The 21,946-nt window shown below is 71.0% G+C and carries 19 protein-coding genes; 6 read left to right on the top strand and 13 right to left on the bottom strand.

The genetic code is table 11. The features are described from left to right. Positions 1-48 precede the first annotated feature (48 nt). The 6 genes from ACIA79_RS31605 to ACIA79_RS31630 form a co-directional block, all read right to left on the bottom strand. Positions 49-522, bottom strand: a complete 474-nt coding sequence (locus ACIA79_RS31605; protein ID WP_399431835.1) for a hypothetical protein — start codon at positions 520-522, stop codon at positions 49-51. 10 nt (positions 523-532) lie between these two features. Next, a complete protein-coding gene (locus ACIA79_RS31610; RefSeq protein WP_399431836.1) occupies positions 533-1,405 on the bottom strand; it encodes a P22 phage major capsid protein family protein in 873 nt (290 codons plus the stop codon). A gap of 2 nt (positions 1,406-1,407) precedes the next feature. Continuing rightward, entirely contained in the window at positions 1,408-1,650 is a 243-nt protein-coding gene (locus tag ACIA79_RS31615) for a hypothetical protein (protein WP_399431837.1), read from the bottom strand. Between the two features lie 1,306 nt (positions 1,651-2,956). Continuing rightward, positions 2,957-3,325, bottom strand: coding sequence for a CGNR zinc finger domain-containing protein (locus tag ACIA79_RS31620; RefSeq protein WP_399431838.1), 369 nt, complete (start codon positions 3,323-3,325; stop codon positions 2,957-2,959). Positions 3,326-3,461: 136 nt separating this feature from the next. After that, positions 3,462-3,641: a hypothetical protein gene (locus ACIA79_RS31625; protein ID WP_399431839.1), complete on the bottom strand. Its 180-nt coding sequence runs from the start codon at positions 3,639-3,641 to the stop codon at positions 3,462-3,464. 379 nt (positions 3,642-4,020) lie between these two features. Next, positions 4,021-5,712, bottom strand: a complete 1,692-nt coding sequence (locus tag ACIA79_RS31630) for a recombinase family protein (RefSeq protein ID WP_399431840.1) — start codon at positions 5,710-5,712, stop codon at positions 4,021-4,023. Positions 5,713-5,834: 122 nt separating this feature from the next. On the opposite strand from ACIA79_RS31630, the gene ACIA79_RS31635 reads away from it, so the two are divergent. Together ACIA79_RS31635 and ACIA79_RS31640 are read left to right on the top strand one after the other, a co-directional pair. Next, on the top strand, positions 5,835-6,533 hold the full coding sequence (locus ACIA79_RS31635; RefSeq protein WP_399431841.1) for a DsbA family oxidoreductase: 699 nt from the start codon (positions 5,835-5,837) through the stop codon (positions 6,531-6,533). 100 nt (positions 6,534-6,633) lie between these two features. Next, the gene (locus tag ACIA79_RS31640) at positions 6,634-7,692 is read left to right on the top strand and encodes an aminotransferase class V-fold PLP-dependent enzyme (protein ID WP_399431843.1); all 1,059 of its coding nucleotides are present in this window, start codon (positions 6,634-6,636) and stop codon (positions 7,690-7,692) included. 179 nt (positions 7,693-7,871) lie between these two features. Here ACIA79_RS31640 and thpD read toward each other — a convergent pair whose 3' ends face one another. The 4 genes from thpD to ectA form a co-directional block, all read right to left on the bottom strand. Further along, on the bottom strand, positions 7,872-8,693 hold the full coding sequence (gene thpD / locus ACIA79_RS31645; RefSeq protein ID WP_399431866.1) for an ectoine hydroxylase: 822 nt from the start codon (positions 8,691-8,693) through the stop codon (positions 7,872-7,874). Between the two features lie 63 nt (positions 8,694-8,756). Beyond that, positions 8,757-9,155 (bottom strand): ectoine synthase, encoded by a 399-nt coding sequence (locus tag ACIA79_RS31650; RefSeq protein ID WP_031072530.1) that lies wholly within the window; start codon positions 9,153-9,155, stop codon positions 8,757-8,759. Positions 9,156-9,187: 32 nt separating this feature from the next. Further along, positions 9,188-10,456, bottom strand: a complete 1,269-nt coding sequence (gene ectB, locus ACIA79_RS31655; protein ID WP_399431844.1) for a diaminobutyrate--2-oxoglutarate transaminase — start codon at positions 10,454-10,456, stop codon at positions 9,188-9,190. Positions 10,457-10,523: 67 nt separating this feature from the next. Next, a complete protein-coding gene (gene ectA, locus ACIA79_RS31660; protein ID WP_399431845.1) occupies positions 10,524-11,087 on the bottom strand; it encodes a diaminobutyrate acetyltransferase in 564 nt (187 codons plus the stop codon). 543 nt (positions 11,088-11,630) lie between these two features. Between ectA and ACIA79_RS31665 the strand changes: the two genes are divergently transcribed. After that, positions 11,631-12,527, top strand: coding sequence for a LysR family transcriptional regulator (locus tag ACIA79_RS31665; RefSeq protein WP_399431847.1), 897 nt, complete (start codon positions 11,631-11,633; stop codon positions 12,525-12,527). A 170-nt stretch (positions 12,528-12,697) separates the two neighbouring features. Here the strand turns inward: ACIA79_RS31665 and ACIA79_RS31670 are convergent, their stop codons facing one another. Next, complete coding sequence (locus ACIA79_RS31670; RefSeq protein WP_399431848.1) at positions 12,698-13,810, bottom strand: pyridoxal-phosphate-dependent aminotransferase family protein; 1,113 nt, start codon at positions 13,808-13,810, stop codon at positions 12,698-12,700. Positions 13,811-13,890: 80 nt separating this feature from the next. Here ACIA79_RS31670 and ACIA79_RS31675 point away from each other — a divergent pair, with 80 nt between their 5' ends. Further along, positions 13,891-14,979: an amidohydrolase family protein gene (locus ACIA79_RS31675; RefSeq protein WP_399431849.1), complete on the top strand. Its 1,089-nt coding sequence runs from the start codon at positions 13,891-13,893 to the stop codon at positions 14,977-14,979. A 90-nt stretch (positions 14,980-15,069) separates the two neighbouring features. Here the strand turns inward: ACIA79_RS31675 and ACIA79_RS31680 are convergent, their stop codons facing one another. Together ACIA79_RS31680 and ACIA79_RS31685 are read right to left on the bottom strand one after the other, a co-directional pair. Next, positions 15,070-15,636: a GNAT family N-acetyltransferase gene (locus ACIA79_RS31680; protein WP_399431850.1), complete on the bottom strand. Its 567-nt coding sequence runs from the start codon at positions 15,634-15,636 to the stop codon at positions 15,070-15,072. After that, complete coding sequence (locus ACIA79_RS31685; RefSeq protein WP_399431851.1) at positions 15,623-17,674, bottom strand: penicillin acylase family protein; 2,052 nt, start codon at positions 17,672-17,674, stop codon at positions 15,623-15,625. The genes ACIA79_RS31680 and ACIA79_RS31685 overlap by 14 nt, the downstream gene beginning before the upstream one ends. 239 nt (positions 17,675-17,913) lie before the next feature. On the opposite strand from ACIA79_RS31685, the gene ACIA79_RS31690 reads away from it, so the two are divergent. Next, positions 17,914-18,807, top strand: a complete 894-nt coding sequence (locus tag ACIA79_RS31690; protein WP_399431852.1) for an SCO1860 family LAETG-anchored protein — start codon at positions 17,914-17,916, stop codon at positions 18,805-18,807. Between the two features lie 100 nt (positions 18,808-18,907). Next, positions 18,908-21,940 carry an NACHT domain-containing protein gene (locus ACIA79_RS31695; RefSeq protein ID WP_399431853.1) on the top strand — a complete coding sequence of 1,011 codons (3,033 nt, stop codon included), beginning with the start codon at positions 18,908-18,910 and terminating at the stop codon, positions 21,938-21,940. Positions 21,941-21,946: the final 6 nt, after the last annotated feature.

Genomic DNA, 21,946 nt, shown 5'->3' on the forward strand with positions numbered 1-21,946 from the left:
AGGGCGCGGGACCGAGGGCGGCTCTATGGCCAAACCCCCAGTCCAGCTTTAACGGGTACGCGTTCGCTGAATGGTTCGCTGCACAAGCGCGCCCACATTGGATAGACCGCCGTCCGTTGGATCAAGGCCGCCCGTTCCTAGGCCAGTGGTGGAGCGAGCCGAATACTTGGCCAGCGTGGCGGCCTCGGCGTCTAGTTCCTCGGCGGTAGTGCCCCGGAGGAATCCAACTAGCTCATCAGGTAGGCCATGCTTTCGCGCCGCACGCTCCCGCTCTAGGGCGGTTTCAGCGGTCACGGCCCGTGCCTCTAGTTCCGTCACGCTCGCGCGCAGCGCTTCCAGTTCGCCGGTAGCGGTATCCAGCTTGGCCGTTAGTTCGTCCACTAGGGCGGCATCCGCAGTAAAGCTCTCAGTGCCCGTCTGCGGGGTGGAATCAGCCTCGGGGACCGATTCCACCTCGGGGACGCCCTCAGTGCTCACAGCGGTTCCCTGTGGCGTCTCTGGCGTGTTCTCAGACTTAGCCACAGCCAACCCCTTACGCGCCCGTAGCGGCAGGCTTGATGCCTACGGCACGTTGCGCGTCTAGAACCGTTGCGCCCACGAACGCCTCACAAATGGAGCGCTCCTGTCGGGTCTCTACGTCAAAGCCCATAAACCACGTCATCGCGTAGCCCTGGCCGTTCTCATCGGTCGCGGATGCGCCGGTAACCGATTCCGGCTTAGCCGGTGCCTTGATGGCTGCGGCGAACGCTTCCTTACTCATTGCAATAGCGCCCGTGAGGTACGGCGTCATGTAGACATCAAAGCCGTGCAGACGGCCCACGATTGCGTCACGCAGCGCGGAAGGCGAACCGGCGGAATCGACGTTCGAAAGGTTCGGGTCCATTAGTAGTGCGCGCTTAATAGCCGGGCTCACAACTAGGACACGGGACTTAGCGTCAACCTCGCGCGTGTCGAGAATCTCGCCCGCCTCGGTGATCGAGTCACGGGGGTTAGCCGGATCAAACGTTAGCGTGCCCGCGTTGATAACCGGCTGAATGGTGCCAGCGATCGTCTTTTCAACGAGCTTGGCAACACCGGCCACCTGTGGGTTAAGAACCTGCGCCGTGAAGTTCTCGACGTTAAGGGTCACGTCCTTAGCGGACAGCTCCACACCGTTCATGGCGTGAGTGGACAGCTCCACCTGCACCGTCTGCTCATTCAGTGCGGTGGTTACAGCGGAAGTCGAGCCGGTGAAAGGCTGCGCGTCGATTACCTTCGGAACGCGAACACGTACCGTGTCGCCCACGCCACCGACGAAATCCGCCTCGGCGTCACGGAAAACGAGACGACCTAGAACTAGCTCAGCCTTTAGCAGCCCAGCAGCCGCCTTAGCGACTACATCGCTTACGGCAAATGCGTTGGCCATTTTCAGACCTCCTTGGAAAGTGTGGTGTTAACCGGCTGTGCGGCGCGACCGTTGGTTACTAGGTTCAGCGCGACCACAAGGGCACGCTCTGTTTCGCGGCACTCTTCGAGCGTCGCTAGGCCGTTCAGCATCAGCTCATGCGCGAATAGCCGGTGAATGTCCAGCGCTGTGTATGGATCGGTCACCACGCCATTGCGATACTGATCAAGGACGTGCCAAGCGTCATCCTGTAGAAATTCGTTCATAACTTGTCCAATCAAAAGGAACGCCCCCCGGCAGTCGCAATGACCACCAGGGGGCGTTATCAGCTAACTGCGCGTTTCTTTCGGGAGCGGGCCGGTTAACCCCTCCGGCCCATAGACGTATGTAACCGTCTACGCGGCGCTTGTTTCAGCCGCTCGGTTGCGCCGTGCCCATTCACGCTTACGGCGTCGCTCGGCCTCTTTCTTGCATCCGTCGCATATCTGCGGCCAGCGACGGGACGAGACGACCGGACGGGTCAAACTAAAGCCGTGGCCGCACTCACGGCACGTTCCCCTGAACCGCTTCACGCCGTCGGCAAGCTGGACCCAACCAGCCGAGACGGCCCACGACTTACGCACTGACAGCGAGCGGGCACGCTTCCTCACAGCGAGCCGCGTAAGCCGTTCAGCGGCGCTGTCCAGCTCCCACAGGGGACGCCAAGGGTCATCCAGCGCGTCACGCAGCGAACGGGCCTCAGACGCCCTCACAGCGACTTCGGGGTATGGCTGCGGAAAGTCGGCGCGGCGGCCGAGTAGCCGGTGTGATTCCGCCTCAGCTTCGGCCGAAAGATCTCGTGTTATGAATCCGGCCGACTCGATAGCGGAACGGGCCGACATGGACGATGGGTCATATTCGACGCCTAGCAGCGCAGCGGCACCGGTCCAATCATCGACGCTATGGAAAGACAAGAAAACCTCCAATAGATAACTCCCGGCTTGGGCGACCGGGGGTGTCATGACCTAGGAACGTTCCTAGGTCAGTTGTCGGCCTCATGCTTACGGAGCCGATACGCCTTTTGCTTGTGCGCGGTCGAGCAGTACCGGCGAGGACGACCCGCACCATCCCAACCGGCGTTGTTCTCGCAGCCGTCCAGTTCGCAGACGGCATCCCAGCGCGCGTCTTCCTCGGCCCGCTTATCTGCCTCGGCGCAGTCGGGCGAACAGAACCGCTGACGGGTGTTCCTAGGGCTGAAAGCCTCCCCGCAGTGTGCACAGTCTCGGCCGGACAGCTTTTCCCAGAATGCCTCTCGGGTGACTGTGGCCGCGCGCTTACGGGCTCGACAGCGGGCAGAGCAAAGTACGTCCCGTCGGCCGGATAGCGGGGCATCGCAGACTAGACAGCGGCCGGGTATGACTTGGTCGTACATCATTTCGGCGCTTTCCTCTCTGGTGTGTCGAGTGCTGATTCCGAGAGCGGTTTTGGGTCGGCCTATAGAGTTCTATAGAGGGACCTGATGTGACCCTCAAAATCGACACTCGACACTTGGTTACATAACAAGGTGAAAAAACTAGAAGAAGAGAGAACGGCTCAGCCCTTCCGCTGTCGCTTCCGTGCATAGGCGGCCCGGTCCTTGCAACGAGGCGAGCAGTAACGGGCCGGACGACCAAATCCCTTGTCAGGCACGGTCTCTAGGCAGTCAGGACCGGCGCAGCGAGCAACCCGGAACAGCTTTGCGTTCACCGTTTCCAGGGCATCCGACACGTACTTGTGGACCTCTTCCGCTGTTGGATGGCCGGACCCTAGGGCGTCCCACGCAAGAGCACGCGCGATTTCAAGGGCGTACCTGATGTCCTCGAAAGCCGAAATTCCAGCCGAGTGGTTCCGCGAAAGTCCCTCGCTAGTCCGCGAATCTCCCTCGTTAGTCCGCGCCAATCCATCGAAAGTCTGATCAGCCATCTTGATTCTTTCTCCCTAATCTGAGGTTGGTTCGCGGAAGTCCCTCGTTGGTCCGCTAAGGTCCGCGAAAGTAGACCAAGGAAAACCCCCGCCATTCGCCGTGGCGGGGGTTTTCCTCGGAGAGGTGACAGGACGTCTAGGCAGGCTGCGCCGCGTACTCGATCAGCAGTGCGAGCCGGGCGGCCTGTAGATCCGGGGAATCACCGAGGTTTTTACGGAACGCTCGGACCAGACGGCCGCGCTTGCTGGTTTCGTTGGCCCATGCGTCCATTCGGGAGCTGAGTGCTTCCAGGGTCAGAGTGTTGGTCAGTGGCACCGCGCATCCCTCCGTTCTCTCCTCGGTGGCTTCACAGTTCAGAGAGTGCGCCGGTTAAGGGCCCCGAGGTGAGCCGGTTAAGCGGTGCTGAAATAGCGTCAGATTCGAGCCGGCGAGGACATGTTGTAACTGTGTGTAATTACCTGGCTACGGATTCTCTCTGTGGCTCTCTGACGCTCTATCGGCGGGCCGACCGAGGGACCCGCCAGCGAGGAACCGCGAAGCGCTCAGACGGCCATCTGCGGCATTGCTGGGGCCGTTGTCGGCAAGCGTGGCGCTGCCGTGACCATGAGAGCCGCTGTGTGGCCGTCTGCGGACGTGAAAGAGCCCCAATGGGGTTGGTTCCCATTGGGGCTCTCGGAGTGGCTTACGTAGCCGACTAGCCGTTCTGCTGGCGTGCCCTCTCGGCGTGCTTCGCTCCAGCTTCAAACGCCGCTTCCCATGCCGGGTCGCTGGCCTCTCGCCAATGGAACTCCAGCCGGTCATGCGCGGGCACTCGGTAGCCCCGACCCTGGGAGGGTTTGAGGACGATTCCCTTGTCTGTCAGCGCGGCCCGGAGCAATGCCCGCTGTCCGGCAATACCGGCCCCGTTCCAAAGCGCGGCCAGTGCTTCGGGGTCCATCAGCGGGGAGAGGTCCGCTTCTCGTGTGAGTTCGGCCAACTCGGCCTTTAGTGCTGTGATCTGTTCGCCTACCTGTACGCGCATGCTGTCGAACATGTCTTCCGTCATGCGGCCGAGGACGAAAAATTCCTTGTTGAGTTTCATCTCTCGGCCCACTGCCGACTCAAGCGCGGCCGTCACCTGCGCCTTACGAGCTTCCTTTTCCGGGTCCTTGTAGGCCAGCCACTCACGGGCGATTTCTTGCAGCGTGGCGGACTCGGGGGACAGGCTCAGAATGTGCCCGAACCATGCTTGCGTAACGGCGTCGTCGGCCCGCTCGCGCCCGATGGAAACTCCCTCGCAGACGTGCGCCCCCTCGTTGGTTCGGGCGTAACAGCGGTAAGCGGGTCCGCTGCTGACTTCCTTCACGCTGCATCGACCGCAATGCATGATTCCCGAAAGAAGATTGGAAACTTCCCGCTTACCGCGAGAGCGGTTCCCAACGGGCCCGTTCTTTTGGGCTCGGCTTGCAAGAATGCTCTTGATCTTGACGTGTTCCGCGAACGTGATCACGCCCTCACCGCAGGAAATCGGGATGCCGTTCTTGTCCAGCAGCGGAGTTCCGCCACGGTGGTATTTCCCGGTCCATTGGCCGTTCTTGTCGAGCATCCTTTCCCGTTGTGCGACGAGTCCGGCCCAAGTCACAGCGTGAGCAAGCGCGATGATTCCGGTTGCCTGCCAGTTGCGGCCGTGACGTGTCTTCAATCCCTCCTCGTTGAGAGTGTCAGCGATCCATGCCGGGGTCTTTCGGTCCAACAGGAATTCGGCGATTCGGCGGGCTGTCGGGTATTCCTCGGGGTGTCGCTCTAGCCGTCCCTCACCCTTTACAGCGCGCAGGCCGTAGGGCGTTACGCCACCCGTCCACTTACCGTCTGCTTTGTGGGAATCCATTCCCAGCTTCACGAAATCGCCAAGATCCTTCACTTGGTCGCGGGCCTGTTCACTGAGGAACGCGAGCACTGTTCGAGAGGTTCGAGAGTCCAACCCCTCGGACACCACGAAGATGTACGCGCCTTGTTCCTCGAACGTGTCGAGCAATAGACCAACCTGACCCATGCCTCGGCGGGAGAGTCGGGAAGTCTTGTAGACGTAGAGCGCTTTCGAAAGTCCAACTTCTGTGACGGCCGCTGTCGCTTTCTCGAATTCCTCGCGCCGGACGTAGCTCTTGCTCGCGCTCTTTTGCTCGAACCAGACATGCCGAATTCGCTTGCTCTCCCTGACAGCGTGTGCACACATGCGGCGGACCTGTTCGCGGAGTGCGCTAAGAGAGTCCTTTTTCTTGGAGCGGCGGACGTACATTTCCGCGAGATCAGGGGGGGAACCGACGGCCGGTTCCCAAAGGCCAAGCTCTTTGAGTTCTTCGTCCTCGAAACCGAGGGAACGCAACGTGGGGTAGTCGTCGCGGTGCATGTGTCTTGGTCCAATCTCCGAAGTCGGACCGCTGCCAACATGGGGCGGTTCTCCCCCTTCACCAAAGGTGTGGGTTAAGCGGGGAACCGAGGTGAACAGCAAAACCCCAGGTCAGAGCGGTTATGGCTTCGTTGGTCCAAGCCTGCCCGTGGTGCTACATCGGCAAGGCGCGCTTCGAGCAGGGCCTCGCGGCCTTCGCGCACCGCGACGAGGTCGAGGTCGTGCACCGCTCCTTCGAGCTCGACCCGCGCCGTCCGCAGGGCGACGTCGAGCCCGTCATCGACGCGCTGATGCGGAAGTACGGGCGCAGCCGCGAGGAGGCCACGGCCATGGAGGAGCACGTCGCCGCCGCCGCGCACGGCGAGGGACTGCCGTACGAACCGGTGGGGCGGACCACCGGCAACACCTTCGACGTGCACCGCCTCCTGCACCTCGCGAAGGCCCGCGGCCGCCAGGACGAACTACTCGGCCTGGCCTACCGCGCCAACTTCGCGGAGGAGCGGTCCGTGCACGACACCGCGACCCTCGTCGCGCTCGGCGTCGAGGCCGGCCTGGCCGAGGACGAGGTCCGCCGTGTCCTCGCGGACGCGACGGCGTACGCCGACGACGTACGCGCCGACGAGGAGGAAGCGGCCCGGCTCGGTGCGACCGGCGTGCCGTTCTTCGTGCTCGACCGCCGCTACGGCGTCTCGGGCGGCCAGCCCGCCGAGGTCTTCACCCAGGTCCTGGAGCGCGCCTGGCAGGACCGTCCCGTGCAGCCCCTCGCCACGGGAACGGCCTCGGCCGCCGCCTGCGGCGTGGACGGCACCTGCGAGGCGTAGCCTCGGGCACGCTGCCGACCTGCGGCTATAAGTCCGGCTAGGGTTTCGCCCGCACATTAACGCCATTGACGATGAGTCGGGCGGCCCGCAGGGTGGGGTCATGGAAACCCCTCTCGGAGGCGCCGAGTTCGCGCCCGCGCAGACGTACCTGAACACCTCCGCCTGCGGGCTGCTGCCCCGCCGGACCGTCGACGCCGTCACGGCCCTCGCCGAGGAGAACGCGGCCGGGCGGCCCGACGGGGCGGGCAGCTTCGAGGTGGTGGCCGCCGCCCGTGAGCGCTTCGCCCGGCTCGCCGGGGTGCACCCGGACCGCGTGGCGCTCGGCGGGTCGGTCACCGTGCACGTGGCGCTGATCGCCGCCTCGCTGCCGCCGGGCGCCGAAGTGCTGTTCGTGGAGGGCGACTTCAGCTCGGTGATCACGCCCTTCACCGTGCGCGGCGACCTCAAGACCCGGTTCGTGCCGCTGGAGGATCTGGCCGGAGCCGTGCGCCCCGGGACGGCCCTCGTCGCCTTCTCCGCCGCCCAGTCCGCCGACGGGCGCGTCGCCGACCTGGCCGCCGTGCGTGCGGCGGCGGCCGCGCACGGCGCCCGGACGCTGCTGGACGCCTCCCAGTCGGCGGGCTGGCTGCCGCTGGACGCCGGTGCGTACCACTACACCGTCGCCGGCGGCTACAAGTACCTGCTCTGCCCCCGCGGCGCGTCGTTCCTCACGGTGAGCGAGGAGGCCCAGGAGTCCCTGGCGCCCGTTCACGCGGGCTGGGTCGCGGGCGAGGACCCGTGGACGAGCACGTACGGGCCCGTCGAGCGGCTCGCGGCGTCGGCGCGGCGCTACGACGAGCCGCAGAGCTTCCTCGCCTACTACGGCGCCGAGCGCTCCCTGGCGCTGCTGGAGGAGATCGGCATCGAGGCGATCCACGCCCACGGCACGGCGCTCGCCGCGCGCTTCCGCGCCGGACTCGCGGACCTCGGGCACGAGCCGGCCGCCCCCGGCGCCGCCGCCTCGGTCATCGTCGCGGTGCCGGGTCTCGGCGGACGGCAGGCCGAGCTGGCCCGCGCGGGCGTCGTCGTGGGAGCCCGGGCCGGCAACCTGCGCGTGGGCTTCCACCTCTACAACACGGCCGCCGACGTCGACCGGGCGCTGGACGCGCTCTCCCCCTGACCAGCGCCTTCCGGGGGCGCCGGCCCGACGGACGCGCACGCGAGGGGGCGGGGCCATGCCCGGCCCCGCCCCTTCCGCACCCGCCCGCCCCGGCGCCTCCCGCGTCAGCGCACAGCGTGACGTCGCGCGCCCCGATGCGGTGTCTTCCGGGGGGCGACCCCCGGACCCCCGCGGCGGCGTCAGCGCACCGGCGTGAAGTCGCGCGCCCCGATGAATGCCGGCCGCCGCACCGGTGCGGCGAACGGCTCCACCGCCGTGTTCTCCACGCTGTTGAAGACGATGAAGACGTTGCTGCGCGGGTACGGCGTGATGTTGTCGCCCGAGCCGTGCATGGCGTTGCAGTCGAACCAGGTCGCCGACCCAGCCTTGCCGGTGAACAGCCGGATGCCGTGCGCGTCGGCGAGCTGCGTCAGCGCCTCGTCCGACGGCGTGCCCGCGTCCTGCATCTGGAGCGACTTCTTGTAGTTGTCCTTCGGCGTCGCGCCCGCGCACCCCAGGAACGTCCGGTGCGACCCCGGCATGATCATCAGGCCGCCGTTGGTGTCGTGGTTCTCGGTCAGCGCGATGGACACCGACACCGTCCGCATCCGCGGCAGCCCGTCCTCCGCGTGCCAGGTCTCGAAGTCCGAGTGCCAGTAGAACCCCGACGCGCCGAAGCCCGGCTTCACGTTGATGCGCGACTGGTGGACGTACACGTCCGAGCCGAGGATCTCGCGGGCCCGGCCGACGACGCGCTCGTCGCGCACCAGGTTCGCGAACACCTCGCTGATCCGGTGCACCTCGAAGACCGACCGCACGGCCTGCGACTTCGGCTCGATGATCGAGCGCTCGTCCGCGCGTACGGCGGGGTCGGAGATCAGCCGCTCCAGTTCGGCGTGGTAGACGGCGACCTCGTCCTCGGTGATCAGCCGGTCGACCGCGAGGAAGCCGTCCCGCTCGTACGCCTGCAGCTCGGGCGACGATGCCGGCCCCCAGACGACCGGGTCGCGGCGGGGCGTCATCACCTCGGACGTGCCACGGGTCGGGTACAGGTCCTGCACGGTGGTGGTGGTCAGGGTCAAGGTTCAGCCCTCCTCGGTCAGCAGCGGGTAGACGCCGTTCTCGTCGTGGTCCTCCCGTCCGGTGACGGGAGGGTTGAAGACGCACACGCACCGGAAGTCGGTCTTGGGGCGCAGGGTGTGGCGCTCGTGGCCGTCGAGCAGGTACATCGTGCCCGGCTCGATCCAGTGCGTCTCGCCCGTCTCGTGGTCGGTCAGCTCGGCCTCGCCCTCGACGCACAGCACGGCCTCGATGTGGTTCGCGTACCACATCGACGTCTCCGTCCCGGCGTACAGGACGGTCTCGTGCAGCGAGAAGCCGACCTTCTCCTTGGCGAGCACGATGCGCTTGCTCTCCCAGGTGCCGGAGGCGGCCTTCACATGGCGCTCGGTGTTCTCGATGTCCTTCAGCGATCGGACGATCACGGTGGTGCGACTTCCTTTCGTACGGGCGGGGTTCAGGCGGTTTCGCGGACGGCGCGGGCCAGCGTGCGCAGTCCCTCGTCCAGTTCGTCGGGCGTGATGGTCAGCGGCGGCAGCAGCTTGACCACCTCGCTGCGCGGCCCGGAGGTCTCCAGCAGCAGCCCGAGCTCGAAGGCGCGGCGGCAGACCTCGTTGGCCCGTGCCTTGTCGGCGAACTCCATGCCCCACACGAGACCGCGGCCCCGGTAGTGGGCCCCGTACGCGGAGTTCTCGTCGCAGATCGCCAGCAGCGCCTGCTCGACCTGCTCGCCGCGCGCGATGGTCTGCTTCTCCATCTGGCCGTCCGCCCAGTAGGTCTCCAGCGCGGCGGTCGCGGTGACGAAGGCCGGGTTGTTGCCGCGGAAGGTGCCGTTGTGCTCGCCCGGGCCCCACACGTCCAGCTCCGGCATGAAGAGGCAGAGCGACATGGGCAGCCCGTACCCGCTGATGGACTTGGACAGCGTGACGATGTCCGGGGTGATGCCGGCCTCCTCGAAGGAGAAGAAGGCGCCGGTGCGGCCGCAGCCCATCTGGATGTCGTCGACGATCAGCAGCATGTCCTGGCGGTCGCACAGCTCCCGCAGCGCGCGCAGCCACTCGGGGCGGGCCACGTTGATGCCGCCCTCGCCCTGCACCGTCTCGACGATCACGGCGGCCGGCTTGTTCAGGCCGGAGCCCTGGTCCTCCAGCAGCCGCTCGAACCACAGGAAGTCCGGCACGCGGCCGTCGAGGTAGTTGTCGAACGGCATCGGCGTGCCGTGCACCAGCGGGATCCCCGCGCCCGCCCGCTTGAACGCGTTGCCGGTGACGGCGAGCGAGCCGAGCGACATGCCGTGGAAGGCGTTGGTGAACGACACGATCGCCTCGCGGCCCTTCACCTTGCGGGCCAGCTTCAGCGCGGCCTCCACGGCGTTGGTGCCCGTCGGCCCGGGGAACATCACCTTGTACGGCAGGTCACGGGGCCGCAGCACCACGTTCTGGAAGGACTCCAGGAAGGCGCGTTTGGCGGTCGTCGCCATGTCGAGGCCGTGGGTGATGCCGTCGCGTTCCAGGTAGTCGAGCAGCGCCCGTTTGAGGACGGGGTTGTTGTGGCCGTAGTTGAGTGAGCCGGCCCCGGCGAAGAAGTCCAGGTAGGTGTGGCCGTCCTCGTCGGTGAGGCGGGCGCCCTGCGCGCGGTCGAACACGGCGGGCCAGCCGCGGCAGTAGCTGCGCACCTCCGACTCCAGGGTCTCGAAGACGCTCAGGGCGGGCGGGGTGATGGTCACGGCGGTTCGTCTCCTCGGTGGGGGGTGTCGGGGGGAGGGGAGGGTGGGGGATGTCCGGCGAATGCGCTCAGACGGCGGCGATCGGGCCGATGCGGTACAGCACTTCCGGTTCGTGGGTCCCCTCGGGGAACAGCCCCCCGTCGAAGAGGACCTCGCGCTCCACGGACGCTCCCCGGCGCTCGGCGTACGAGGTGAAGAGCCGGTCCGACGCGGTGTTGTCCGGAGTGATCGTCGTCTCCAGGGTGCGGACGCCCTGTCCGGCCAGCCGCGCGGTCAGGGCGTCGAGCAGCACCCCGGCCAGCCCCCGGCCGCGATGGCCGTGGTCGACGGCGACCTGCCAGACGACGAGCGTTCCCGGCCGCTGCGGCCGGATGTAGCCGGTGACGAAGGCGATCGGCTCGCCGTCGGCGCCGCGCGCCACGAGGGAGGTGGCGGCGAAGTCCCGGCACCACAGCAGGTAGCTGTACGAGGAGTTCAGGTCCAGCACCTGGGAGTCGCGGGCGATGCGCCAGATCGCGGCTCCGTCCTCGACGCGGGGGGTGTCGACCACGATGGCCGGCGACGCGGTGTGCGGTTCGCCTCGGTGGAATTCGTTTCGGGCTCGTGCGAGGTCTGCTTGTGCAGCGGTCATGCGAATTGAACTTACCCAGCGATTTCTGAAATTGCATCGGGGTGAGGGGTTGGGTGGACCCGTGTGCCTGTGTTATCGCGCGGGCGTGAGCCTTGAGGTGTCGGGCCCCGCGAACGTTCCTGTATGCCCGGATATTAACGGGCAAAGCGGACTTCATGTGGAGTCGATCACACTCGAATGACCGGCTTGACGCGTTCTCCGATTGCTCACGGATCCTCAATGAAATCTTTGCGTTTAGGTTCCGGGGAACGGGGCAGGAGAACGCGGGAAACCTACCCGTATATCGACCCTCATAAAGTACCGCGGAGTTCAGTGGAATAACGCAGTTCCTCGATTTCGGCGCATTGCCCGCAGCGCTCTTCCCCCGGGCCGCTGGCGGCCCGGTTGAGTCATGCGCCGCCCCTCACCCGTACGTGTGGCCGTACGCACGGTTCGGCACCGCGTGCGTGCCGGGAATACGTCCAGGGCGGGGAAGAAGACGCGACCGGAAAGCGGTTGACCAGCACAGTGATCATCAGCGCTGATGGGTGGGGGGAACCAGCAATGGAGCTGCGTCAGCTGGAGTGTTTCGTCGCGGTCGCCGAGGAGCTCGGCTTCGGCCGGGCGGCCGAGCGGCTGCGCATCGTCCGCGCCGCAATGGAGCACCGGATCGCCGCCCTGGAGCGGGAGCTGGGCCTGCGGCTCTTCGACCGCTCCTCCCGGCACGTCCGCCTCACGGCCGCCGGTGAGCGGCTGCTGCCCGAGGCGCGTGCGGCTCTCGCCGCGGCCGACCGGGTCCGCCGCACCGCCGCCGGGATCGCCGCCGGCACGGAGGGCCTGATCCGGCTCGGCACCGCGCGCGCCTTCGCCGACCGGGTCTACCGGGCCCTCGACACCCTGGCCGCGAGCCGCCCCGGACTGCGCGTACGGCTGGAGCGGGCGCCTCAGGAGGCGCGGCTCGCGGCGGTGCGCTCGGGCACGTTCGACGCCGCTCTGGTCCGGACCGTGGAGCGGGCCGAGGGCGTGGACCTGCACCCGTTGTGGTACGAGCCGCTCATCGCGGCGCTGCCGGCCGCCCACCCGCTGGCCGCCGGGGAGCCGCCCCGCCTCGAGGACCTCCTCCGGCTGCCGCTGCGACTCGCCCCGCGCGCGGCGAACCCGGCGTTCCACGACCTGGTCACGTCGGCGCTCCCCGGCTGGATCCCGGGCCCGCCGTTCACCACGCTCCACGACACGCTCACCGACCTGGCGGCCGGTCCGGAGCCGTCCTGGACGGTGTTCCACCCGGTGGGCGGCCTGCCCCCGGTCGAGCGCGTCGTCTTCCGCGCGCTGCCCGACCTCACGGTGCCCGTGTCCCTGGCCACGCCCCCCGGTCCGCCCTCACCACCGCTCCAGGCGCTCCTGGACGCGCTCTGCACGACGCACGGCCTGCGACCCGCGGCGGTGCCCACGCCCCGGTGAGACGGGCCCGCGCCCGGCTCCGGCGCTGCGGCCGGGCGCGGGTGCGGTGACGCTCAGGGCGGGCCCACGACAGGGCCCGGCTCGCCGGTTGCGGCCCGGCCCCCGGGGCGGGGGCAGGGTGCCGACGCCCCGCCAGCCGCCCTGCGGGTCAACGCCCCGCGGGCGGGGCCTCAGTCCTGCGGGCGGCCCCACGCGCCGGCGGCCGCCCGGCGTGCGGCCGCCACGTCCACCGGGAGGCCCCGCTCGCCGAGCGCCGCGCCCAGCGCCGCCAGGGCGGACACGACGACCTCCGGCGAGGCGTCCGGGCCGTAGTGGTTCACCCGGATCATCTCCTTCGCGAGCGCACCCCCGCCGGCGGCCAGCGGCAGCGACGGCTCGGCCGCCAGAACCGCGGCCACCACCTCCGACGCGTCGGTCCCGGCCGGGGTCCGCAGCGTCGTCGCCACCGGAGCGGCGTCCGCCGCCTCGTGGACGTACGGCTCCAGACCGCCGCCGAGCGCGAGCGCGCCCGCACGCGTGGCCGCCGCGGCCGAGGTGTGGCGGGCGATCACCGCTTCCAGGCCCTCCGCCTCGATGCGCTCCACGCACGCCTCCAGCGCCAGCATCTCCAGCTGCGCCGGGGCGTGCAGCAGTGCCCTGCGGCCCCCGTCGATCCAGCGCTCCTTCCAGTCCAGCAGCGACAGGTACGAGCGGCGCGGCGCCGCCGGGTTGGCCGCGAACCGCTCCCACGCCCGGTCGCTCACCGAGACCGCCGAGACGCCCGCGGGCCCGCCCATCGCCTTCTGCGCCCCGATCACGCACAAGTCCACGCCCCACGCGTCCGGCAGCAGCGGCTCGGCGCCCACCGACGCGACCGCGTCCAGCATGAACAGCGCGCCGTGCGCCCGTACCACCTCACCGATCGCGGCGACCGGGTTGGTGTTGCCGGTCGCGGCCTCGGCGTGCACGAGCGAGACGAAGTCGGTCTCCGGGTGCCGCTCCAGCGCCTCGGCGACCTGCCCGGCGGAGACCGCCGTGTGGAACGGCACCTCCAGGTCCACGACCCGGGCGCCGCAGTCCCGCAGCCAGTTGCCGAAGGTCTGCCCGTACGGACCGGTGATCACGTTCAGCGCGGTCGAACCGGGGCGCGCGCCCGAGCGGATGCAGCCCTCCAGCGGCAGCAGCGCCTCGCCCTGCGTGATGACCACGTCCTGCTCGGTGGAGAGCAGCGCGGCCACCCGCCGCTCGATGGCCGCGAAGCGGGCGGCGGTCAGCGGGGGGAGGTCGAGGAGGGGGTGCGTCACGGCGGTGCTCTTCCTGTTCGGTCGCGTTGTCGTACGGTCGGCTCGACCGAGCGTACCCACGCCCTCGTAGAGTGCTGGGCATGAGCCTGGTGCTGCATGTGAAGGGGCGGGTGCTCGTCGGCCCGGAGGACGTCCGCGACGAACTGTGGGTGATCGACGGGCGCGTCACCTACCAACGGCCGTCGTCCGCCGCGCCGGACGTCCGGACGGTGACGGGCTGGGCGATGCCCGGCCTGGTCGACGCGCACTGCCACGTCGGCCTCGACGCCCACGGCGCGGTCGACCCGGCCACCAGCGAGAAGCAGGCGCTCACCGACCGGGACGCGGGCACCCTGCTGATCCGCGACGCCGGTTCGGCCGCCGACACCCGGTGGATCGACGACCGCGACGACCTGCCGAGGATCATCCGCGCGGGCCGGCACATCGCCCGCACCCGCCGCTACATCCGCAACTACGCCCACGAGATCGAGCCGGCCGACCTCGTCGCGTACGTCGCCCGGGAGGCCCGCCGCGGCGACGGCTGGGTCAAGCTCGTCGGCGACTGGCTCGACCGCGAGAAGGGGGACCTGGGCGCCTGCTGGCCGCGCGCGGAGGTGGAGGCGGCCATCGCGGAGGCCCACCGGCTCGGTGCGCGCGTGACCGCCCACTGCTTCGCCGAGGAGTCGCTGCGGGACCTGGTGGAGGCCGGGATCGACTGCATCGAGCACGCCACGGGCCTGACCGAGGAGACCATCCCGCTGTTCGCGGAGCGCGGTGTGGCGATCGTGCCGACGCTCGTCAACATCGCCACGTTCCCGAAGCTCGCGGAGGGCGGAGAGGCCAAGTTCCCGCGCTGGGCGGACCACATGCGGCGGCTGTACGAGCGCCGGTACGACACGGTGCGCGCCGCGTACGACGCGGGCGTCCCGGTCTTCGTCGGCACCGACGCGGGCGGCTCCCTGGCGCACGGCCTGGTCGCCGCGGAGGTCGCCGAGCTCGTCGCCGCCGGCATCCCGCCCGTCGAGGCCCTGTCGGCCACGGCGTGGGCGGCGCGGGCATGGCTGGGGCGCCCGTCCCTCGAGGAGGGCGCCCCGGCGGACCTGGTCGTCTACGAGGAGGACCCGCGCGCGGACGTCCGCGTCCTCGCGGCTCCGCGGCGCGTGGTCCTGCGCGGCCGGGTCGTCGGCTGACGCCGGGCGCGTGCCGGCTCCGCGGGCTGCGGCGTCAGCGGCTGAGGAAGGCCATCGACCGGGCGCGTGCCGGCTCCGCGGGCTGCGGCGTCAGCGGCTGAGGAAGGCCAATCGGGCGCGCTTCTCGGCCAGGTGGACCTCCGGGAGCACGATCTCCGGCAGGACCACCTCCGGGCCGAGCTCGAACCCGTAGCGCTCCAGCAGCGCGATCGCCTTGTCGTTGGCCGCGTCCGGCTCGGCCACGATCCGCTCGTGGCCGGACAGCGCGAACGTCGTCAGCGCGGTCAGCAGGTGCCTGGAGAAGCCGCGTTCCGGCGTCCGCGGGGGCGCGATCAGCAGGTGGACGCCGATGTCGCCCGGCCGCACCTCGTAGCACTCGCTGACCCGGTCCGCCTCCGGCTCGTACGTCTGGAAGAGCGCGACCGGCACGTCGTCGCGGTACGCCAGGAACGCGTGGTGCGTGGTCAGCGAGTCCAGGTGGGCGTAGATCTCCCGCACGTCCTCGACGCCCGCCTCCCGCATGCCCCAGAACCGGGCGCGCTCCTCGCCGACCCAGCCGTGCAGCAGCTCCGCGTCGCGGGCCGGGTCGACGCGGACGAGGCGGACCGTCCCGAAGCCGTCGACGGTCTGCTCGTACACGCACTCAGTGGTGGTCATGCCGCTCCTCGGTGAGCCGGTTCCAGTCGGTGATGACGGGGGCGAGGCCGCCCTGCAGCCACAGGGGCAGCTGGTCCCGCCGGTGGGGGTCCCCGGGGATGCCGGAGGCGCCGAAGGGCACCACCCACAGGCTGTCCTCGCGGCGGGCCAGGTCCCAGACGTAACGGGCGGCCGGGCCACGGGCGCTGCGGTCGGTGAGGCCGGGCACGGACGACGTGGACAGCACGCAGTCGTGGTCGCCGTCGAGCCCCGGCCAGGTGTCGTCGGGGTCCTCCGGCAGCGCCGCCCAGGGCGCGAGCCGGTGGGTGGCGCCCCAGGGCCCGGCGGGCGGGGCCGCGGCCACTTCCTCCAGAGCGGCGCGGACCGCGGCCAGCCGGTCGGCCGGCGGTACCGGTCCTCCGGTGAGCAGGGTCTCCAGGGCATAGGCGACCCGCGGGACGAGGGCCAGCCAGGGCTGGAAGAGCGCGGGGTACGCGGGCGGCTCGGCCAGCACGGCGAGGGCGGGGTGCCGGGCGAGACGGCGGACGACCGCGCCGCGCACGGCCGCGAACGCCGCGGCGTCCGTGCTGTCGGCCGCCATGCGCCGGTTCCAGCACAGCAGCCGGTCGCGCAGCTCGCGTGCCCGCAGGCCCAGGTCGGGCAGGGCGGCGACGAGCGAGAGCAGGGGGCGTGCCGAGGCGAGGTGGGTGTCGGTGTGGACCGCCGCCATGCCGGGCGCGGTCCAGCTCTTGGAGGCGTCCAGCAGCCGGGCGATCCGCTCCGCCCGGTGCGGCGGTGCGAACTCGACGCCGAGCGGGGACGCCAGGCCGCGGGCGTTGGCCATCACCGCCACGCCGTCCACCGCCTCGCGGGGCATCGGCTCGTGGCGGCCGGTCCACTCGTGGCCGGGCTCCCAGGCGGGCACCACGCGCAGCCGGTTGTCGCGCGGCCGCACTGGGACGTACCCGGCGACGCGGTGCAGGGTCCCGCCCTCGGTGTCGGCGGCCTGTACGACGTTGACCGGCTCGATCCAGCGGTCGAAGGCCCGGTCCACGTCGGCGACGGTCCGGGCCGCGAGCAGCGCGGGCAGGGCGGTGAAGCCCAGTTCGGCGGTGACGCGCGGCGGGTAGCGCAGGCTGATCACGTCGTCCGGGCCGTCGACGACCACGGGGCCGCGGTCGGTCTCGATCACCTCGACATCGACCGGTGCGGCGTCCTTGACCTCGACGGTCTCGGTGTGGACGCGGGCGGGCGCCCAGCCGCCCGGCCCGAGGGCCTCGACGCCGCCGCCGTCGGTGCGCCGGAGCTGCTCGCGGTAGAGGTCCTGGTAGTCGGCCATCGCGTTGGTGATGGCCCAGGCGACTGTGCCGGTGTGGCCGAAGTGCGCCATGCCGGGGACGCCGGGGACGGCGAGGCCGACCACGTCGAACTCCGGGCAGGCGAGGCGGATCTGCTGGTACACACCGGGTGCCTCGATGAACCGGTGCGGGTCCCCGGCGACGATCGCCGCGCCGGAGGCGGTGCGCTCGCCGGTGACGAGCCAGCCGTTGCTGCCGGAGGTGGCGGGGCCGTCGGTGGCGAACAGCTCGACGTGCTCCTCGCCGAGGCGCCGGGCGACCACGTCGCGCCACAGCTTGGTGGGGAAGCCCGCGAAGAGGATGTGCGTCGACAGCCACACGGCGAGCGGGGTCCACGGCTCCCAGCGTCCGGGAGCGAGGCCGGTGGCGGCGAACTCCGGTGCGCGGCGGGCGCCGTCCGCGAGCCCCTCGTTGACGCCGTCCACGTACGCGCCGACCCAGGCGCGCGTCGGTGCGTCGAGCGCGTCGAAGCAGCGCCGTGCGGTGTCGGCCAGCCGGGCGCGGCGGGCGAAGAGGTCCCAGTCGAGGGAGTCGGCGCCGAGGAAGGCGGCCGTGGTGCCCTGGGCGCGGTGGCGCTCGACCTCCAGCTGCCAGGCGCGGTCGAGGGCGGTGATACGGCCCTGGGCGCGGCTGAGTTCGTGCGCGTCGGCGGCGCGGAGATGCGGGATGCCCCAGGTGTCCCGGTAGACCTCGATGCTCAACTCATGTCCCGATCTCTTTAGGTTAGGCTGCCCTAACTTATGACATGCCTGGTCGAGAAGCAATCCCGGGGTGCGCGGGGATGCCGGGGGGAGGCGCCGCACAAAGGAGCGATGACCACCCTTTGGTGTGAACTGCCGTTACCCGCCTGACGTTTCACTCCCGCCACGCCAGGATTCCGGTGTCCCACGTCGCCTGCCGCGGCCCCCGCGCGTCCCCGCGGGGGCCGCCCGGCGACGCCATGTCTCCCGTGGGGAACACCACCGTGAACACGTACAGCACCGCCTTCCGCCTGCCCGCAGCCGCCGTCCTCGTGGCCCTCGCCTCCCTGGCCACCCCGGCGCACGCCACGCCCGGGGCCGGCGAGGGCCGGGCGAGCGCGGCCGTCCTGCGCACCGCCCTGGACGTCTCGCTCCTCGACAGCAGCGTGCACATGCCGCTCACGGCCACGCTCAACGAGGTCCACGCCCCGGCGAACGCCGACAAGGCCGCGCTGACGGCCACCCTGGACGGCGTCGACCGGGGCAGGCCGTTCACCCTCCTGCGGGCGGACGCCGCCACCGCCGAGGCCACGGCGGACACCCGCACGGCGCAGGCCGCCACCCGGCTCGCCCGCGCCCGGCTCCACGTCCCCGGCCTGCCGCTCCTCTCGCTCGTCGAGGTCGAGGAGGTCACCGCCCGCGCGGTGTGCGAGGCGGGCAAGCGGCCCCGCGCCGAGGCGAACGTCCTCGGCCGGGTCACGGTGCTCGGCAGGAAGGTGACGCTCACGCCCGGCGGTACGACGCAGGTGGCCGTCCCCGGGGTCGGCGAGGTCACCCTCGACCTGTCCGCACGCCGCACCACCTCCCGTACGGCCGCGGCCGGTGCGCTGTCGCTCGAGGTCTCGGTGAACCCGCTGAAGCTCAACGTCGCCGACGTGTCCGGCACCCTCACCCTCGCCGAGGCCGCCTGCACCGCCCCCGTCCCCGCCCCCGCCGCCGGCGTACGCCCGCAGACGGCCGCCACCGCGCCGGCCGTCACCGGCCTCGCCGCGACGGGCACCGGCCCGGCGACGCCCTACCTCGCGGCCGGCGCCCTCGCCGTGCTCACGGCAGGTACCGCGGCCCTGATCGCCCTGCGCCGCCGCCGCACCTGACGCGGCCCCCGCCGGGCCGCCCGCCCCGCGTTTCCCGAACCACGCCCCCGCGCCGGAGCCCCTGTGCCAGAGTGCGACGGGAGACCGTCGCGACCGACGCATGGACCCTGGGGGCGTGGTGGGGGTGCGCAGGCAGCTGTCGTTCACGGACGCGCTGGTGCTGCTGGGCGGGGACCCGCCCGCCGTCGCCGCGCTGGACCGGGCGCTCGGCGGGGCGCTCAACGCGGCGACGGGCGGGGTCGGCGACGGGCTCGTGCGGATCGCCGACGCCCGGGGCAGCGTGCTGGCCCTCGGCCGCGACGCCGTACGCGGCATCGGGCGGCGCCTCGGCCGCGCCGACGGCCGTGCCGAGCGCACCGAACTCCTGCACGCCGCCCACACCGTGATCGTCGTCCTCGCCTGGTTCCAGGCCCTGGAGGAACAGGACCTGCCCGTCCGCGTCGAGGACCTGGAGCTCACCCGCGGCGACCAGCTCGCCCTCGCGGGCGCGCCCCGGGCGGACGGGCGCGGCGCCGCCTTCGCCCGCTCGCTCGCCGCGACCGACGCGCCCGTCCCCGCGCCCCACCGGCCCTACGAGGCCGTCACGCACGAGCTGGAGCGCTGGTACGGGGGCCTGTCGGCGCGGTTCCTCGACTTCGCCGAGGGGCTGCGCGTCTGGAGCGGCCTGCCGCAGGCCGCCCGGGACGAGGCCCGGCGGGCGCTCGGCGGGGAACTGCCCCGCGGGGCGGTCCGGCAGTACGAGTCCCTGTACGCCCGGCTCGCCCAGGAGGCACCGGAGTTCGGGTTCTGGACCACCCAGGTCGAGCACCGCGCGACCCGGGCCGAGGTGCGCCGCTCCCTCGCGGGCGTCGCCGACCTGCTCGCCGGCCTGACCCGGACGGCCCGGCCCCCCACGGACGTCGCCGCGGCCCTGGCCCGCTCCTCCGAGGCCGTCCTCGCCCGGCCCGTCCTCGACGCCTCGGCCGGCCCGGAGGGCATCCGCGTGCCGACGCTGCGCGAGATGTACCTCGACCCCGACTTCCGGGTGCGGGAGGTGGCCGGCTCCAGCGGCCCGGCCACCGAGGCCTGGTGGGACGAGGCCCCGGTGCGCCGGGACCTGACCGGCTACCTCGCCGGGGCGCTGACCTCCGCCGGCCCGGCCGAGGCCCCGCTGCTCGTGCTCGGGCAGCCCGGCGCCGGCAAGTCCGTCCTGACGCGGGTCCTCGCCGCCCGGCTGCCCTCCGCCGGCTTCCTGCCCGTCCGCGTACCGCTGCGCGACGTACGCGCCGAGGACGACCTCCAGGAGCAGATCGAGCAGGCGGTGCGCGCCGCTACCGGGGAGCGGGCGTCCTGGCCGGAACTGGTGCGCGCGGCCGGGGGCGCCGTGCCCGTGCTGCTGCTCGACGGGTTCGACGAACTGCTCCAGACCACCGGGGTCCACCACAGCGACTTCCTCACCCGGGTCGCCCGCTTCCAGCAGCGCGAGGCGGAACAGGGCCGCCCCCTGCGGGCCGTCGTCACCAGCCGCATCGCCGTCGCCGACCGGGCCCGCTACCCCGAGGGCCTCGTCGCCCTGCGCCTGGAGCCCTTCCGCCCCGAGCAGATCCGCCGCTGGCTCGCCCTGTGGAACGACGCCAACGCCGACGGCCTCGCCGCCCGCGGGCTGCGGCCGCTGACGTGGCAGGCCGTCGCCCGCCACCGGGCCCTCGCCGCGCAGCCGCTGCTGCTCACCATGCTGGCGCTGTACGACGCGGCCGCCAACGCCCTCCAGCGCCACGACGACGCACTCCCGGCCGAAACCCCCGGCGCCGGTACGCCGCCCGCCGACGACTCCCTCGACGAGGCGGAGCTGTACGAGGAACTCCTCACCTCCTTCGCCCTCCGCGAGATCGACAAGGCCGGCCCCGGCCCCGCCGCCGTACCGGACCAGGAGGCGCGGGCCCGCGCCGAGCGGGAGCTGCAGCGGCTCGCCCTGGTCGCCTTCGCCCTGCACAACCGCCGCCGCCAGTGGGTGTCGGCCGCCGAGCTGGACGAGGACCTCGCGGCCCTCCTCGGCCGTGCCTCCGCCGGGGACGCGGGGTTCCGCACCCCGCTCGGCGCCGCCGACGTGGCGCTCGGCCGCTTCTTCTTCGTCCAGCGCGCCCAGTCGGTGCGCGACGGGCACACCCTCGCCACCTACGAGTTCCTGCACGCCACCTTCGGCGAGTACCTGGTCGTCCGCCTCGCCCTGCACGTCCTCACCGGACTGCTCACGCATCGTCCGCCGGCGCTCTCCCTCGCCGAGAGCCGCCTCGACGACGACCTGGCGTACACCCTGCTGTCGTACGCCCCGCTGTCCTCCCGGCAGATGCTGCGGTTCGCCGGATCGATGGTGCGGCGCATCCCCGGCGACGAGCGCGACCGGCTCGCCCGCCTCCTCGTCCGCGTCCTGGAGCAGCACGGCACGCGCACGGAGGAGCCCCACCGCGCCTACCGCCCGGGCCGGTTGCGCACCTCCTCCCGGCACGGTGTGTACGGCGCCAACCTGGTCCTGGTGATCCTGCTGCTGAAGGGCCGCGTCACCGCGGCCGAGCTGTTCCCCTCCTCGGCAAACCACGCGAGCGCCTGGCACCGCCACGCGCTGCTGTGGCGCTCGTCGTTCGACGAGGAACAGTGGACCGACTTCGCCCTGTCCGTGGAGACCCGGCGCCTCTGGACCGACGACGGCAAGGAACTGGAGATCACCCTGCGGACGGGGGTGACATCGCCGCCGCCCGCCCTGGACATGAACTGGCTGTACCGCTACCCCCGGGGCAACGACGGCCCCGGCTGGTCCCGTACCTACTGGGACGAGCTGTGGCACAAGCTGGACGTGTCCGGCGGCACGAACGACGCCGTCGTACGGCACGCCATGGACCCGGTCTTCGCGTGGCTGGGCCCCGCCGTCACCACGTTCGTCACGTCACCGGGCGGGCCCGCCGCCTCGGTCGCGCACGACGTGCTGGAGCTGCTGCTCGGCGGGGCGGACCTGCCGCCCGGCGAACGGGACGCGCTGCACGCCCGGGTGCGGCGCGGCCTGGACGGCCTGCCGCCGCACGTGCGGGAGCGGATCCGGCGGCTGCTCGCCGGGCCCGCGGACCCGCCCCCGGGGACGGGTCCGCGCGACGGCGCCTGAGCGGCG

This window comes from Streptomyces sp. NPDC051310, assembly GCF_044455245.1.
Lineage (GTDB): Bacteria > Actinomycetota > Actinomycetes > Streptomycetales > Streptomycetaceae > Streptomyces.